The sequence below is a fragment of the Streptomyces sp. NPDC031474 genome (assembly GCF_055581185.1).
In genome coordinates this window covers 132,450-145,450 of the sequence record NZ_JBVIJX010000014.1, presented here as the reverse complement: position 1 = coordinate 145,450, position 13,001 = coordinate 132,450, and the positions used below count along the sequence as shown (strand labels likewise).

At 70.2% G+C, this 13,001-nt stretch carries 11 protein-coding genes and 1 pseudogene; 8 read left to right on the top strand and 4 right to left on the bottom strand.

The genetic code is table 11. From position 1 onward, the window contains the following. The first annotated feature begins 44 nt into the window (after positions 1-44). The 3 genes from ACZ5SK_RS29310 to ACZ5SK_RS29300 all read left to right on the top strand — a co-directional run bounded on the left by ACZ5SK_RS29310 (position 45) and on the right by ACZ5SK_RS29300 (position 4,730). Positions 45-848 (top strand): formylglycine-generating enzyme family protein, encoded by an 804-nt coding sequence (locus tag ACZ5SK_RS29310; RefSeq protein ID WP_334581370.1) that lies wholly within the window; start codon positions 45-47, stop codon positions 846-848. Positions 849-905: 57 nt separating this feature from the next. Beyond that, positions 906-1,889 carry an ABC transporter substrate-binding protein gene (locus ACZ5SK_RS29305; protein ID WP_334580352.1) on the top strand — a complete coding sequence of 328 codons (984 nt, stop codon included), beginning with the start codon at positions 906-908 and terminating at the stop codon, positions 1,887-1,889. A gap of 270 nt (positions 1,890-2,159) precedes the next feature. Next, positions 2,160-4,730, top strand: coding sequence for a GH32 C-terminal domain-containing protein (locus ACZ5SK_RS29300; RefSeq protein ID WP_468415396.1), 2,571 nt, complete (start codon positions 2,160-2,162; stop codon positions 4,728-4,730). Between the two features lie 2 nt (positions 4,731-4,732). Here ACZ5SK_RS29300 and ACZ5SK_RS29295 read toward each other — a convergent pair. Next, positions 4,733-5,240 (bottom strand): annotated as a pseudogene (locus tag ACZ5SK_RS29295) (ATP-binding cassette domain-containing protein); the annotation flags it as partial. A gap of 118 nt (positions 5,241-5,358) precedes the next feature. Beyond that, positions 5,359-5,532, bottom strand: coding sequence for a hypothetical protein (locus ACZ5SK_RS29290; protein WP_334580350.1), 174 nt, complete (start codon positions 5,530-5,532; stop codon positions 5,359-5,361). 68 nt (positions 5,533-5,600) lie between these two features. Between ACZ5SK_RS29290 and ACZ5SK_RS29285 the strand changes: the two genes are divergently transcribed. The 3 genes from ACZ5SK_RS29285 (at position 5,601) to ACZ5SK_RS29275 (ending at position 7,448) form a co-directional block, all read left to right on the top strand. Continuing rightward, a complete protein-coding gene (locus ACZ5SK_RS29285; protein ID WP_334580349.1) occupies positions 5,601-6,803 on the top strand; it encodes a helix-turn-helix domain-containing protein in 1,203 nt (400 codons plus the stop codon). Positions 6,804-6,916: 113 nt separating this feature from the next. Then, positions 6,917-7,102, top strand: a complete 186-nt coding sequence (locus ACZ5SK_RS29280) for a hypothetical protein (RefSeq protein WP_334580347.1) — start codon at positions 6,917-6,919, stop codon at positions 7,100-7,102. A gap of 154 nt (positions 7,103-7,256) precedes the next feature. Beyond that, positions 7,257-7,448 carry a hypothetical protein gene (locus ACZ5SK_RS29275; RefSeq protein ID WP_334580345.1) on the top strand — a complete coding sequence of 64 codons (192 nt, stop codon included), beginning with the start codon at positions 7,257-7,259 and terminating at the stop codon, positions 7,446-7,448. 243 nt (positions 7,449-7,691) lie between these two features. Here the strand turns inward: ACZ5SK_RS29275 and ACZ5SK_RS29270 are convergent, their stop codons facing one another. Next, a complete protein-coding gene (locus ACZ5SK_RS29270; RefSeq protein WP_468576700.1) occupies positions 7,692-10,259 on the bottom strand; it encodes an ABC transporter permease in 2,568 nt (855 codons plus the stop codon). A 16-nt stretch (positions 10,260-10,275) separates the two neighbouring features. Further along, the gene (locus ACZ5SK_RS29265) at positions 10,276-11,031 is read right to left on the bottom strand and encodes an ABC transporter ATP-binding protein (protein ID WP_468576699.1); all 756 of its coding nucleotides are present in this window, start codon (positions 11,029-11,031) and stop codon (positions 10,276-10,278) included. Between the two features lie 121 nt (positions 11,032-11,152). Here ACZ5SK_RS29265 and ACZ5SK_RS29260 point away from each other — a divergent pair, with 121 nt between their 5' ends. Both ACZ5SK_RS29260 and ACZ5SK_RS29255 read left to right on the top strand, forming a co-directional pair. Next, on the top strand, positions 11,153-12,301 hold the full coding sequence (locus ACZ5SK_RS29260; protein WP_361703366.1) for a sensor histidine kinase: 1,149 nt from the start codon (positions 11,153-11,155) through the stop codon (positions 12,299-12,301). Continuing rightward, positions 12,298-12,951, top strand: coding sequence for a response regulator transcription factor (locus tag ACZ5SK_RS29255; protein WP_334580339.1), 654 nt, complete (start codon positions 12,298-12,300; stop codon positions 12,949-12,951). Before ACZ5SK_RS29260 ends, ACZ5SK_RS29255 begins: the two co-directional genes overlap by 4 nt. The last annotated feature ends 50 nt before the right edge of the window (positions 12,952-13,001 follow it).

The window sequence follows — 13,001 nt, the reverse complement described above, 5'->3', positions numbered from 1 at the left end:
CGCCGTCCCCGCGGGCCGGTGTCCGCCCGGCGTCCACCGAGGGCATGGTGGCCGTTCCCGCGGGCGAGTTCCTCATGGGCAGCGAGGACGCGCTCGCCTACCCCGCCGACCGGGAAGGCCCGGTGCGAACGGTGTACGTCGACGGCTTCTGGATGGACGCCTGCACGGTCTCCAACGCGCAGTTCGCGCGCTTCGCCGCCGAAACCGGGTATCGCTCGACCGCCGAGCGGGCCGGCTGGTCGTTCGTCTTCGCCGGTCTGCTCCCGGACGACTTCCCGCCGACCCGGGGGGTGGTGGGCGCTCCGTGGTGGCGTCAGGTCGAGGGCGCCGACTGGCGCCGCCCCGAGGGACCGCACTCCACCTGGCAGGACCGGGCGGATCATCCGGTCGTCCATGTCGACTTCGACGACGCCCGCGCCTACTGCGCCTGGGCCGGCAAGCGCCTGCCCACCGAGGCCGAATGGGAGCGCGCCGCCCGAGGGGGACTGCACGGCAAGGTGTTCCCCTGGGGCGACGAGCGCGAACCGGGCGGTCGCCCCCGGATGAACGTGTGGCAGGGCGACTTCCCGAACCGGCACCCGACCGCCGACGGCTGGTACGGCACCTGTCCCGTCGACGCCTACGAGCCGGGCGGCTTCGGCCTGTACAACGCCACGGGCAACGTCTGGGAATGGTGCGAGGACCGGTTCTCGCCGTCGCGCGACGAGCAGCGGCGGGTCACCAAGGGCGGCTCGTACCTGTGCCACGCCTCCTACTGCCGCCGCTACCGGGTCGCCGCCAGGCAGGGCCTGGTCCCGGACTCGGCAACCGGCAACGTGGGATTCCGCTGCGCTGTCGACATGGCTTGATCCCGATCCGATCACTCAGGCAACGGCGCGACGCGTCGACCCACAAGGAGCACAACCATGGCGAATCAGGCAAGCCGGTGGCGCGTCGGTGCGGCGGGCATGGCCGTACTCGGTCTCACCCTGACCGCCTGCGGCGGAGCGAAGGTGGGCAGCGGCTCCGCCGCGGCGGACAACAGCTCCGGACAGTGCGGCACCTTCAACCTCGCGGTCAACCCCTGGGTGGGCTACGAGGCGGACGCGGCGGTCGTCGGCTACGTCGCGGAGCACGAACTCGGCTGCACAGTGGAGAAGAAGGACCTGAAGGCGGAGATCGGCTGGCAGGGATTCGAGACGGGCGAGGTCGACGCCATCCTGGAGAACTGGGGCCACGACGATCTGCGGAAGAAGTACATCAGCGAGCAGAAGACCGCCGTCGATCTCGGTCAGACCGGCAACAGGGGAATCATCGGCTGGTACCTCCCGCCGTGGATCGTGAAGAAGTACCCGGACATCACGGACTGGAAGAACCTCAACACGTACGCGTCCCGTTTCAAGACCTCCGAGTCGGGCGGCAAGGGCCAGCTCCTCGACGGCGACCCGTCGTACCAGACCAACGACGAGGCGCTGGTGAAGAACCTGAAGCTGGACTTCAAGGTGGTGTACGCGGGCAGCGAGACCGCGCTCATCCAGGCCTTCCGGGACGCCGAGCGGAACAAGAAGTGGGTGATCGGCTACTTCTACGAGCCGCAGTGGTTCCTCTCGGAGGTACCGCTGGTCAAGATCGCCCTGCCCCCGCACACGCCGGGCTGTGACGCCGATCCGGCGAAGGTCGCCTGCGACTACCCGGTGTTCGACCTGGACAAGATCGTCAGCACCCGGTTCGCGAAGTCCGGCAGTCCGGCCTACGACCTGGTGAAGAACTTCGAGTGGACCAACGACGACCAGAACACGGTGGCGAAGTACATCGCGTTGGACAAGATGTCGCCGGAGGCAGCGGCGAAGAAGTGGGTCGAGGCGAACCCCGCCAAGGTCAGGACCTGGCTCGGCCGGAACAAGTCCTGAAACACCCCCGGGCGTGGCCGGTGAAAGCACTCGTCAACTGAGGTTCCCCGCCCGGCAGTTTCAGCAGATGCCAATCGCGCCCGAACCGTTGACGCGTCGGCCGGGTTGCGCCCATCATCGGGCCACTCGATGTCAACGATGACACAAGTCAACGATGACACCGCTGGTCGGTGGCGTGGACGACGACACCGACCAGTACGTCACCTTTCGGTCCGTCCGCGCCGGGACCGCACGCTCCGCCGCGTGGACGGCCGCAGCACAGGAGGCCTCATGAGCTCTGTACGCGTGTCCCGGCATGCCCGCACCCGGATGATCGCCGCGGTGGCGACCGTCTGCGCCCTGTCCGCGACCCCGCTCGCCCCTCGGGCCGTCGCCGCCGACACCCCTCCGTACTCCGAGACCTATCGGCCCCAGTTCCACTTCACCCCGGCCCAGAACTGGATGAACGACCCCAACGGTCTCATCTTCTACAAGGGCGAGTACCACCTGTTCTTCCAGTACAACCCGTCCGGCAACAGCTGGGGCAACATGTCCTGGGGCCACGCGGTCAGCACCGACCTCGTGCACTGGAAGCAACTCCCGGTGGCCATCCCGCAGGACGACCAGGAGATGATCTTCTCCGGCGCCGTGGTGCTGGACAGGGACAACACCACCGGCTTCGGGACCAGGAAGAACCCTCCGCTCGTCGCCGTCTACACCAGCGCGCAAAAGGCCTCCGGCAGGCAGCAGCAGGCCCTTGCCTACAGCACCGACGGCGGCACCACCTGGACCAAGTACCACGACAACCCGGTGCTCGACATCGGCTCGAACAACTTCCGCGACCCCAAGGTCTTCTGGTACGCCCCCACCCGACGCTGGCTGATGGCGGTCTCCCTCGCCGACCAGCACAAGATCTCCTTCTACAGCTCGGCCGACCTCAAGCACTGGACCCACCAGAGCGACTTCGGCCCGGCCGGCGCGACCGGCGGGGTGTGGGAGTGCCCGGACCTCTTCCCGCTCCCGGTCGACGGCGATCCGAAGAAGACGAAGTGGGTGCTGGCCGTCAACCTCAACCCGGGCGGCATCGCGGGCGGTTCCGGCGCCCAGTACTTCGTCGGCGACTTCGACGGCGAGAAGTTCACCTCCGACGACTCCGGCGCCACGTACACCCCGCCGAGCGGGACCGTGATGCAGGGTTTCGAGTCCGGCTCGTTCGGCGACTGGACGGCCACCGGAACCGCGTTCGGCAGCGCGCCGGCGGCCGGGCCCGTGGACGGCCAGCAGACCGTCACCGGCTTCGAGGGCCAGGCCTTCGCCAACAGCTTCCACGGCGGCGACGCCCCCACCGGCACGCTGACCTCGCCCGCGTTCACGGTGACCGGCGACTACCTCAACTTCAAGGTCGGCGGCGGCAACCACCCCCACCGGCCCGGCTCCGTCCTGGGCGACCAGCCGGCGCCCACCGGTGAAACCCTCGCAGACTTCGAGGGCAGGACCTACACCAGCCCCATCGGCGACTGGACCACCACCGGCGACGCCTTCGGCGCCGGACCGGCCCAGGGCACCCTCCCCGACCAGGGCCAGGTCTCCGGCTACCTCGGCAACGGCCTGGTCAACAGCTTCCTGAACGGCGACGCCTCCATCGGAACCCTCACCTCCCCCGCCTTCACCATCGACAGGAAGTATCTGGACTTCCTCATCGGCGGCGGCTACCACCCCGCGAGCTCCGACGCCCCCACCGCGGTGCAGCTCGTCGTGGACGGCAAGGTGGTGCGCTCCGCCACCGGGTCCAACGGCGAAGCCCTGAATTGGGCGTCGTGGGACCTGTCCGACCTACAGGGCAAGCAGGCCCGGATCAAGGTCGTGGACGACAACACGGGCGGCTGGGGCCACCTCAACCTCGACCAGGTCGTCCTCTCCGACACCCAGGCGAAGCCCTCCTCCACCGAGACCGCCGTCAACCTGCTGGTCGACGGCAAGGTCGTCCGCAGTGCCACCGGAGACGACTCCGAGAACCTCGACTGGGCCTCCTTCAACACCATGGCCTACAAGGGCAAAACGGCCCGGATCCAGATCGTGGACGCCAACTCCGGCGGCTGGGGACATGTCCTCGCCGACCAGTTCACCACCGCCGACAAGCCGGCCCTGAACACCACCCGGCGCGCCCACTGGCTCGACTACGGCGCGGACTTCTACGCCGCCAACACGTGGACCGACGCGCCCGGCGGCCGCCGCGTCATGATCGCCTGGATGAACAACTGGAACTACGGGCAGGCCATCCCCACCAGCCCCTGGCGCAGCGCCGACTCCTTCCCCCGCCGGCTCTCCCTGCAGACCGTGAACGGCGAGGTCCGGTTGATCCAGCAGCCGGTCCGCGAACTGACCGGCCTGCGCGGCGCCGGCACCCGGGTGCCCAGCACGCGCCTCGCGAACACCACCGCCCCGCTCGCGGTGCACGGCAGCAGCCTGGAGCTCCAGGCCGACGTCACCCCCGGCACCGCCGACCGCTTCGGCCTGGACGTCCGCACCGGCGGCGGGCAGCGCACCCGCATCGGCTACGACACCGCCACCGGCGAGGTCTACATCGACCGCACCGCCTCCGGCGCGACCGACTTCGACCCCGCCTTCTCCGGCGTCCAGCGCGCGCCCCTCGCGCTGCACGGCGGGCGGCTGAGCCTGCACGTCCTCGTCGACGCCTCGTCCGTCGAGGTCTACGCCCAGAACGCGCGCGGCGAACAGGTGACCCTCACCGACCAGATCTTCCCCGACCCCTCCAGCACCGGCGTCGACGCCTTCGCCGAAGGCGGCACCACCACCCTCGACCACATGCAGGCGTGGCAGCTGAAGTCCGTCTGGCGGTGAGGTCACCGGTCCGCCGGCTCGGGCTCCCGCGCGTCGGCGAGGGGCTGGGCTGCGCAGGTGATGCGGACGACGCCGTCGGCATGCCGCTCCGCCTCGCCCCGTACGCCGAAGACGCCTCGGAGGACGTCGGGCGTGAGGACCTCCAGGACAGGCCCCGCCGCCAACACCGCTCCCTCGTGCAGGACGGCCAGGATGGTGATGTCAGTGCTGCGGATCAGTTCCAGGAGTTCGAAGCGGGCGCGGATGTCCAGTGGTTGGTGAGTTCGTTGAGGACGAGGAGTCGAGGACGAGGAGTCGGGGGCGCTGGGCGAGGGTGCGGGCGAGGAGGAGGCGCCGGCGTTCGCGGCCGGAGAGGGTGGCGTGGTCGCGGTGGGCGAAGGGGGTGACTCCGCAGCGGGCGACGGCCTCGGCCACGGCCTCGCGGTCCTCGGCGCCGTCGCGGCCCGTCAGGCCGTGGTGGGGTGTGCGGCCGAGGGCGACGATCTCGGTGACCGTGAGGCCGGTGGTGGCGGCATCGGTGCGCGCCCTGCTGCCCCTGCTCTGGGACACCGGCCACGAGGTGCTGGTCTTCGCGGAGTTGACGGACCGAGGCGTCGCTGGGGACGACGAACTCTGCGGATGTGCGGCGTCAGCGGGAGTGGCCGAGCTGGGTGGGGGCCAGGTCGAGCATGTCGGCGAAGAAGTCGGCTGTACGGCGCAGGGAAACGCTGCCGCTGGTGGCGATGTGCCTGGGCGTGATGATGCGGGGCCGCTTTCGTGCGTCCAGGGGCGAACGTTCTACGGCCTCCGCGTGTAGCTTCACGGAGGCCGTATGTTCCCGGAACCGACCGGGAGTAGCGTTCTGATTGTCGAGGTCAGAACGGAGCCAGCATGCCGCACCCAACGCGCGCCAGCACCGGCGGAATCGGGACCCGAATCCAAAAAGTCGCCGCCCTGCGCGGCTACTCACTCAGGGAACTCGGCCGCCGCGCCAACGTCTCCCCCGCCATGCTCTCCCGCATCATCAACGGCCAGCGCCAGGCCAGCCCCTCCATCGTCTCCGCCGTCGCCCGCGCCCTGTCGGTGAGCATCTCGGTCCTGCACGGCCAGCCCTACATTCACCAGCTCCAGGCCGACCAGCTCGACCGGCTGATAACACCGATCAGCATGGCCTTGGACGACTGGGACATCCCCCTCGGAGAGGGCGACCCTCCGCCCCGACCCCTGGACGACCTGCGGGCCGCCGTGACCGAGCTGGAACGCAAGCGCGCCAAGGCCGAGTACATCGGAATCGCCCACGAACTTCCCTCTCTCCTCGCCGAGGTCAACGCCCACGTCCTCACCCAGAGCCCCGGCCACACCCTCGAACAGGCGGCATGGCTGCAAGCCGAACTGTGCCGCACCGTGTACGTGGTCGGCCGTCAGATCGGGTTCATGGACCTGGCCCGCCTTGCGCTCTCCCGCATGGGCGTCGCAGCCCCGCAGTCCGGCGACCCACGGCAGGTGGCCATCGAACGGTGGGATCGGGCACAGCTGATGGCTGACGCCGCACGCCACGACCGGGGGATCCTCCTCGTACAGCAGGCGCTGAAGGATCTCGACGACGACGGGCAGCAGACGACGAAAGCGGTCCGCGGCGCGCTGCACCTGAAAGCCGCGATCCTCTCCAGCCGCCGCGGAGACACCGCCGGCGCGGACGAGTGGCTGACGGCGGCCGGGGAGATCGCCGAAGAGACCGGCGAGACCCGCGACTACGGGCTCGTGTTCGGGCCCGTCAACGTCGTCATTCATGCCATGTCCGCGTCCAGCGACCGCGACAAGCATGCGCGGGCGTTGGAGAAGGCCCGCAAGGTGCGCCTGCCGGACGACTACCCCGAGGCACGGGCAGGGCACTACTGGGTTGACCGGGCCCGAGCGGAGACGTGGACGGCCCGGCACGAGGACGCGTTCAAGTCGCTTGGGCAGGCACGGAAGGCGGCACCGCAGCAGACCCGGTATCACCCGGGCGTGCATGAGACAGTGGCGACGCTGCTGCGGGCGCGGACGCGGGCGCCGGGGGATCTGCTGGAGTTCGCGAACTGGTGCGGCGTGTAGCGCCCGAACCAACGCAGGTCAAGGGGTTGGGTGTTGCCAACCTGTCAACGCCAGCCCCTTGCTTGGTCGGCACGATGTGACGGTACCCACATTGTCTGTACATGGAGCCGACCATGCCAAGCCGCAAGCCGACGACGAATTCGCCCATGCCCCGCAAGGACAACGTGGCCTGGTGCGCCTGGCATGGGGCATACAGCAACACAGCGCGCCCGGTCCGGGACACGAGCGGGGCGCGGCTGTTCGCCTGTCAGTCCTGCCGCGACATCTACGACCTGGCGCCGATCGCGGACCAGCCGTGACCGACACCCTGTCTGCCGAATGCACGGTCGCCCGTACCCCGGGCTACAGGGACCTGCACGACCAGTGCCGCCAGACCCGCGACATCCCTTTGCCCCACTCCACCGGCATCGTGCTCGTACCGCGCTGCCGCTGCACCTGCCACGGGAGCACACGATGACGAAGACCAGCAGCCCCGTCGACCGCCTGTTCCCGCCCCGCCCGCCACAGCCCTCACCCGGCTGCTGCATCTGCGCAGACCTGAACCAGCGGCGGGCCGCGGCAGCGTCCGACGGCGACCACTCCCGGGTGTCGGACTGCAATATCGGGCTCCGCTCCCACGGCAAGCACGGGCAGGGCAATACCTGACTCCTCACAGACTTCCCGCCCGCCCCGCATCCCGTGCTGTTGGGGGCGGTGCGGGGACCGCGGCCCCGGCCGGCGTCCCCCGTCAAAGCGCCGATGCTCCACCCCTGGGACCGGGGTGAAGCAGCGTCCCTGACGCCCACTGGCTCGTCCGATCAGCCGGCGGGACGTTGCCCCGAACACTGGGGACGGGATATCGGCCCTACGAGCCACCGCGAAGGCATCGCTCCGGGCCGCCCTCGTGCGTCAGTCCGTTCTGATGCTGTCCAGCACGTCCAGCCTCGCGGCCCGGCGGGCCGGCCACAGCGCCGCCAGCAGACCCACCAGGGCCGCACCGGCGACGTACGCGGCGAGTTGCGCGTACGGGATGACGGTCGTGAGTCCGGTCATCGCACCGCTCAGCAGCCGGACGCCGGCCCAGGCCAGGAAGCTGCCGATGGCGATGCCCAGTGCCGCGCCGAACGACGCGATCAGGACCGACTCCAGGCGGACCATCCGTCTCACCGCACTGCGGGGCAGTCCGACCGCCCTGAGCATGCCTATCTCGCGCTTCCGCTCCAGTACGGCCATGGCGAGGGTGTTGACCACGCCCAGGGTCGCAATGATCAGGGACAGGGCGAGCAGTGCGTACATGGCGTCCAGTAGCAGGTTGATCTGCGAACTGAAGTGGTCCCGCATCTGCTGTTTGGTGCGGACGTTGATGAGCGGGTTGTCGCCGGTGGCGTCCTTGAGCGCCTGCTGCAGTGACGCTGTGGCCCCGGTGACCCCTTTGACCAGGACCGTGCTGTAGAACGGGGCGGTGGTGTGCGGGCTCAGCACCGACCGGCTCATCAGCACGGATCCGAGTACCTCGCTGTTGCGGTAGACCCCGCCGACCGTCAACCGGCCGCTGCTGCCGTCCGGATAGGTCACCGGGACCGTACTGCCGACGGTCCACCCGTCGTTGACGGCGTGGTCCCGGTCGACCAGGATCCGGCCCCGCCGGAGGGCCATGGTGGAGCCGCTGACCATGTTCGGGACGAGCAACCGGTCGAAGCTCTTCGCGTCGACGCCGGTGACGGGAAGGTCCTTGCCGCCCGCACGGAGGCGCTGGTCGTCCAGTGCGCTGTACGCGGCCACGCCCGGGGTCCTGGCGATCGCGGGCAGCAGCGTCGGAGCGACCGGCAGACTGAGCAGCGCGCTGACCGCGTAGTCGGCCTTCATGTTCTGGGTGACCTGCTGGTCGACGGCGTGGGTGACGGATGCGCCGAGGACCGTCAACGCGCTGATCAAGGTGATACCGACGGTGAGTGCCGAGGCGGTCGCGGCGGTACGTCGCGGGTTGCGCACCGCGTTCTGCCGGGCCAGTGTGCCGGAGATCCCGAACAGCCAGGTGCAGAGCGGGCCGACCAGCGCGATCGCCGGCCGGGACAGCGCGGGGGTGAGAACGAACACTCCGACCAGCGTGCTCACCGCACCACCCGCGACCAGCAGGTTGCCGGCCGAGCCACCCCTGACGGCCCCCCAGAGGACCAGTGCCAGGCCGACTCCGGCCAGGGCGACGCCGATGCTGTTGCGCACGACGAGGCTTTTGTGGCTGGCCGGGGTGTCGCCGCTGCGCATCGCGGCGACCGGGGCCACTCGGGAGGCACGCAGACCGGGCAGCAGAGCCGCGAGGGCGGTGACCACGGTCCCGGTGAGCAGGGTGACGAGAACGGTGGTGGGCGAGACGACCAGCGTGCTGGTGGAGACATGGCCGCCCATGGAGCCCATCAGGGCCTGGAGTGCGGCACCGATCCCGATGCCCGTGACCAGGCCGGCCACCGAGGCGCTGACACCCACGAGCAGGGCTTCCAGCAGCACCGAGTCGGTGATCTGGCGGCGACTGGCGCCGATGGCCCGCAGCAGGGCCAGCTCGCGGGTGCGCTGTGCGATCAGCATGGTGAAGGTGTTGACGATGAGGAAGACGCCGACGAACAGGGCGATCCCGGCGAAGGCCAGCAGTATGTTCCTCATCCCGGACAGGTCGCTGCGCGTCTTTGCGGCCATGTCCGCGTTGAGCCGGGCGCCGGTCTTCACCGTGATGTTCCCGCTGTGCGGGACGACCGGCAGGATTTCACCGCGCAGCTCGTTCTGGCTGGTGCCGGGCGTCGCGACGACCTGGATGCTGTCGTACTGGCCCGGTTCGAGGTAGAGGCGCTGCGCGGTGGCGGTGTCGAACAGGACGAGCGAGCCGCCTGCCCTGACCTGCGGGTCGTCGGTGGTGAAGATGCCGGTGACGGTCATCTCCAGCACGGGCCCGTTGACGGCCGCCCGCACGGTGTCGCCGACCTTGAAGTCGTTGTCGCTCGCGGTCCTGCGATCGATGGCGATCATGCCTGCCGAGGTCGGTCCGGCGCCCTGTGCCATCGGGTACTCGGGGTCCTGTCCGTCGGCGGAGGGAACCCAGTTGGCGCCCCGGGTGTTGCCGCGGCTGCCGATGAGGTTGCCGTGCGGGTCGGAGAGCCCGGCGAAGCCGGTGACGGTGCCGCGGGCCGAGCGCGTTCCCGGCAGGGCGGCGATCCTGCGCACCGTGGACTCGGTCAGCGGGCTCCGGGCGCCGGTGTGCTGTCCGGCCGCCGAGTCCGAGTCCGGGTCCGTGCTCACGGCGGTGTCGGTGACCTGGGCCGAGATCCGTGAGTAGCTGTCGGAGACGCTGTCCTTGACGGACTGTCCGATGGAGTCGGAGAAGATCAGGGTTCCGGCGACGAAGGCGGTGCCCAGGAGCACAGCCAGCATCGTCATCAGCAGACGGCCTTTGTGGGCCCGCACATTGCGAAGCGCGGTGCGATACATGGTGGTCGGCTCCTCTTCAGATGGTGCGGGCCACGGCGTCAAGACGACGCATGCGGTCCAGGACGCTGTCCGCGGTCGGGGCCGGCAGGTCGTCGACGATGCGGCCGTCCGCGAGGAACACCACGCGGTCCGCGTACGAGGCGGCGATCGGGTCGTGGGTGACCATCACCACGGTCTGTCCGAGGTCGCGCACGCAGTCGCGGAGGAAGGCGAGGATCTGCGCGCCGGAACGCGAGTCCAGGTTGCCGGTGGGCTCGTCAGCGAAAACGATCTCCGGTTTGGAGGCCAGGGCACGGGCGCAGGCCACCCGCTGCTGCTGGCCGCCCGAGAGCTGGGACGGTCGATGGCCGAGGCGGTCGGCCAGGCCGACGGCCGCCACCACCCGGTCCAGCCACGCCTGGTCGGGCTTTCGTCCGGCGATGGCCAGGGGGAGAGTGATGTTCTCCAGCGCGGTGAGCGTCGCCAGCAGGTTGAACGACTGGAAGACGAACCCGATCCGGTCCCGGCGCAGCGTGGTGAGCCGCTTGTCGTCGAGGCCACCGAGTTCGGTGTCGCCGATCCGGGCAGAGCCCGCGGTGACCGGTTCCAGGCCGGCCATGCAGTGCATCAGTGTGGACTTGCCGGAGCCGGACGGGCCCATGATGGCGGTGAACTGCCCCCGCAGGAACTCGACACCGAGGTTGTCCAGGGCAGTGACGTGGGTCCCGCCCTCGCCGTAGACCTTGCTGAGGCCGACAGCGGACGCTGCTGCTGTGAGGGAATCGTCGGTCACCAGGGTTCTCCAGTCGTCAGGGGCTCTCAAGGTGACGGGCGGCCGGCGCCCGGCGCATCTGCCTGGAGGCATACGCCGCAGGGCCGATGCCCCGCCCTCCCCGCGCGCCTACGCTCAAGCCATGCGTCCTGATCCGAGGCCCCCGCTGCCGGCACGGCTACGGCCGAGGCACCGGCTCGCGCTGGAGCTCGCGGGTTCCATCGCGTACGGCCTGTCGGCCTGGGGTCTGCCGGTCCACGGCACCGGCCTTCGGCTCGTGGCGGCGGCCGCCGCAGCCTTACTGCTCACCGCGGCCTGGGCAGTCGGCCGGCACTGTCCGCTCGCCGCCTTCGGCGCGGCCTTGACGGCCTTCTGGCTGACGCCGCTGGCCGAAGTCCCGCCGGGCGGGACGCTCGGATTCCTGGCGTTGGGGCCGATGGCATGGGCTCTGTACCTCGTGGCCGCCGACTGCCGCATCCGTACGGCGGCGGTCGTGCTCGTGCTCTCCCTCTCCGGTGCGGTGGCCACCGCACTGCCGGACTTCGCGCACCGCGGCGGGATCGTCCCCTTCGGGCTGGTTTTCGTCACCGCCTGGACGACCGGCTACGCGGTTCGGCAACGGCGCGGGTATGCGCGGGAACTGCTCGCGCAGACCATCGCCCAGGAACGGTTGCGGATCGCCCGGGAGCTGCACGACGTGGTGGCCCACGGCATGAGCGTGATCACCGTCCAGGCGGGCTACGGCCACCTGGTGATCGACGACCGGCCCGACCGAGCCCGCGCCGCGCTCGACGTCATCGAGACCACGAGCCGCGAGACGACCACCGAGATGCGGCGGCTGCTCGGCGTTCTGCGTACGGAGGACACCGCCCCCGCGCTCGTCCCGGCCCCCGGGCTGGCCGACCTGGACCGGTTGCTGGCATCGACGGCCGAAGCGGGCGTACAGGTCGAGCTGGCGATCACCGGCAACCCGCGCGCCCTGCCCGTCGTGATCGACACAGCGGCGTACCGAATCGTCCAGGAGGCCCTCACCAACGTGGTGAGGCACGCCGAAACCTCCCGCGCCGGCGCCCGTATCGGCTACGGGCCGGACGAACTGCTCATCGAGATCACCGACCAGGGGCGGGGCCGCCCGGGCCACATGGGACCAGGACATGGCCTCATCGGCATGCGGGAACGGGCCGCCATGTGCGGGGGCGACTTCCGGGCCGGGCCGGTGCCCGGGGGCGGTTTCCAGGTCCGCGTCCAACTGCCGCTCACCGCGCGGGACTTCACCGGAAGCCGCGCATGACGGTCCGCGTCGTCGTGGCGGACGACCAGGCCCTGGTACGCGCCGGCCTGTGCGGCATCATCGGCACCGCACCGGACCTGGCCGTGGTCGGCGAGGCGGCCACCGGCACCGAAGCCGTCGCCCTCGCCCTCGGCCTCGACACGCACCCCGACGTCGTCCTCATGGACGTCCGGATGCCCGACATGGACGGCATCGAGGCCAGTCGGCTCATCACCGCCGCCGGCACCGTACGGGTACTCATGCTCACCACCTTCGACCTGGACGAATACGTCTACGGTGCGCTGCGCGCCGGAGCCAGCGGCTTCCTGCTCAAGGACGCCCCGCCGGCGGATCTGCTCGCCGCCATCCGGGTGGTCGCCGCCGGGGACGCACTGCTCGCCCCAGGCATCACCAGGCGGCTGATCAAGGAGTTCGCCGCCCGGTCCGCCCCCGCACCCACGCTGCCGACAGGCATCACCAAACGCGAACGCGAAGTCCTTGTCCTGGTCGCCGAGGGCCTGTCCAACTCCGAGATCGCCCGGCGCCTGCACATCACGCACGGAACCGCCAAGACCCACGTGGGACACCTCCTGACCAAACTCGGGGCCCGCGACCGTGTGCAGTTGGTGGTCCTCGCCCACCGCACCGGCCTCGCCGACGGGAGCCCATAGGGCTGCCAACCGAAAGAGCCGGGTTAGTCTGCCGGAATGGAGACCGTCGA

What these genes read in the sequence shown, in the direction of transcription:
- ACZ5SK_RS29310 (WP_334581370.1), top strand. Translation starts at nt 45, where the DNA reads ATGGTGGCCGTTCCCGCGGGCGAGTTCCTCATGGGCAGCGAGGACGCG.
- ACZ5SK_RS29305 (WP_334580352.1), top strand. Translation starts at nt 906, where the DNA reads ATGGCGAATCAGGCAAGCCGGTGGCGCGTCGGTGCGGCGGGCATGGCC.
- ACZ5SK_RS29300 (WP_468415396.1), top strand. Translation starts at nt 2,160, where the DNA reads ATGAGCTCTGTACGCGTGTCCCGGCATGCCCGCACCCGGATGATCGCC.
- ACZ5SK_RS29285 (WP_334580349.1), top strand. Translation starts at nt 5,601, where the DNA reads ATGCCGCACCCAACGCGCGCCAGCACCGGCGGAATCGGGACCCGAATC.
- ACZ5SK_RS29280 (WP_334580347.1), top strand. Translation starts at nt 6,917, where the DNA reads ATGCCAAGCCGCAAGCCGACGACGAATTCGCCCATGCCCCGCAAGGAC.
- ACZ5SK_RS29275 (WP_334580345.1), top strand. Translation starts at nt 7,257, where the DNA reads ATGACGAAGACCAGCAGCCCCGTCGACCGCCTGTTCCCGCCCCGCCCG.
- ACZ5SK_RS29270 (WP_468576700.1), bottom strand. Translation starts at nt 10,259, where the DNA reads ATGTATCGCACCGCGCTTCGCAATGTGCGGGCCCACAAAGGCCGTCTG.
- ACZ5SK_RS29260 (WP_361703366.1), top strand. Translation starts at nt 11,153, where the DNA reads ATGCGTCCTGATCCGAGGCCCCCGCTGCCGGCACGGCTACGGCCGAGG.
- ACZ5SK_RS29255 (WP_334580339.1), top strand. Translation starts at nt 12,298, where the DNA reads ATGACGGTCCGCGTCGTCGTGGCGGACGACCAGGCCCTGGTACGCGCC.